Source organism: Kitasatospora sp. NPDC005751, assembly GCF_040630835.1.
Lineage (GTDB): Bacteria > Actinomycetota > Actinomycetes > Streptomycetales > Streptomycetaceae > Kitasatospora.
On sequence record NZ_JBEXYC010000158.1, the window covers coordinates 1 to 1559 of the forward strand.

A 1559-nucleotide genomic window follows, 5' to 3' on the forward strand; every position below is an offset into this window, starting at 1 on the left:
CACCAGGTATGACAAGACAGCCAAGTCCTACCAAGCAGCCGTCACCCTCGCCGCACTCCTTATGTGGGCGTGACCCCTTTGACGACATGTCCTAGAGGGGAAGACACGTCGGCACATCCCGGACTATCTCCTGCTCACCGGGCAAGTGCCGGTGGTTGTCGACGTCAAGCCGTTGCAGCGGTTGTCCAGGCCGGAGGTGGCGTTCACCTTCGACTGGACCCGGAGGGCGGTGGAATCTCGGGGATGGGAGTACGAGGTCTGGAGCGAGCCTCCGGCCGCAGAGCTGGAGAACATCCGGTTCCTCGCGGGTTATCGCAGGGATTGGCTGTTCAACCCCGAGATTTTGGAAGCGCTGCGGGATGCGGATCTCGACGGGCTGCCTCTGGGACAGGCCATGGGGTGCCTGCCGGATCATCCGGAACCTCAAGTCCGTTCCGCTATCTACCATTTGCTCTGGAAGCAGGCTTTCGTCACCGATCTCGACCAGCCTCTCGGCCCTTCGCACATCCTGCGGAGGTCAGCGTGAGCAGGGCGGCGACCCGAGTCGGAGTTGGTACGCGCTTCCGCTACGACGGGGAGTCCGTCGAGGTGGTGGAGATGGCCGTGACCACGGCGGGCAACGAAGTCGTCCTGAAGGATGGTCACGGGCGGCTTCTGCGGCTGTCGCTCAAGGAGTTGCTTTTCTCTGACCGAGCCGCGATCAGTCCTGATGGCCCGGGACCGGCCGCAGATGACGAAGGCGAGATCGCCTCCGTGGTCCTCGGGCAGCTCGATGCGGAGGAGAGACAGAAGGTCCTGGAGCGAGCTGGGCACGTCCGCGAGGTACTGACCGGCTACCGCTCCGGCAGCAGGGAGTTGGCGGCCGACGACGAGCCGAAGGCCGCCTACGTCACAGCAGTGCCGATGGAAGCGAGGAAGGCTGCCAAAGCGGCGGAACTTGGCGTGACGGCCCGCACCATCGAGCGCTGGGTCGCTGGATTTCTCCAGCATGGCGAGGCCGGCCTTGCACCGGGGAGGACGCGTTCGGAGCGGTCACAGAGCTCGGTCGATGACCGGTGGGTGGAGACTGCGGTGGAGGTGATGGTCGAGCACGCCGACCAGTCGCGGCCGTCGCGGACGATGGTGATCGAGCGGACCCGGGCCCGGGTGATTGCGCGGTTCGGTGAGGGAGTGGTGCCACAGCCGAGTCGGGCGACGGCGTTTCGGCTGATGGAGGAGCTGGAGCGACGCCATCCACTGTTCCGGCTGAGTACGAAGCGCAACCGGGACATTGCCGGTCGGCCGGAGGGCCCCTACGGCAAGCTGCGGCCCACGCGGCCGGGCGAGTACCTGGTGATGGACTCCACCCGTCTGGATGTCTTCGCGTTCGATCCGCTGACGCTCAAGTGGGTGCAGGCCGAGTTGAGTGTCGGGATGGACTGGTACACCCGCTGCATCACGGGGATCCGGCTCACGCCGGTCTCGACTAGGGCACGTATTCGGTCGTGATCAATCTTGGCGATTCACCTTCGCGGCGGGTCCTGATCCGGTAGACCGTGGTGTGTGACGCGAGCGCAACT

Annotated in this window: 1 protein-coding gene and 1 pseudogene; both read left to right on the forward strand. The window is 65.4% G+C overall.

Annotated features, from left to right (window positions below):
• Positions 1 to 106: 106 nt before the first annotated feature.
• Positions 107 to 526: pseudogene (locus ABZ497_RS36770) on the forward strand (TnsA-like heteromeric transposase endonuclease subunit); the annotation flags it as partial.
• A 71-nt stretch (positions 527 to 597) separates the two neighbouring features.
• A complete protein-coding gene (locus ABZ497_RS36775; RefSeq protein WP_359812499.1) occupies positions 598 to 1488 on the forward strand; it encodes a helix-turn-helix domain-containing protein in 891 nt (296 codons plus the stop codon).
• Positions 1489 to 1559: the final 71 nt, after the last annotated feature.

What these genes read in the sequence shown, in the direction of transcription:
- ABZ497_RS36775 (WP_359812499.1), top strand. Translation starts at nt 598, where the DNA reads ATGGCCGTGACCACGGCGGGCAACGAAGTCGTCCTGAAGGATGGTCAC.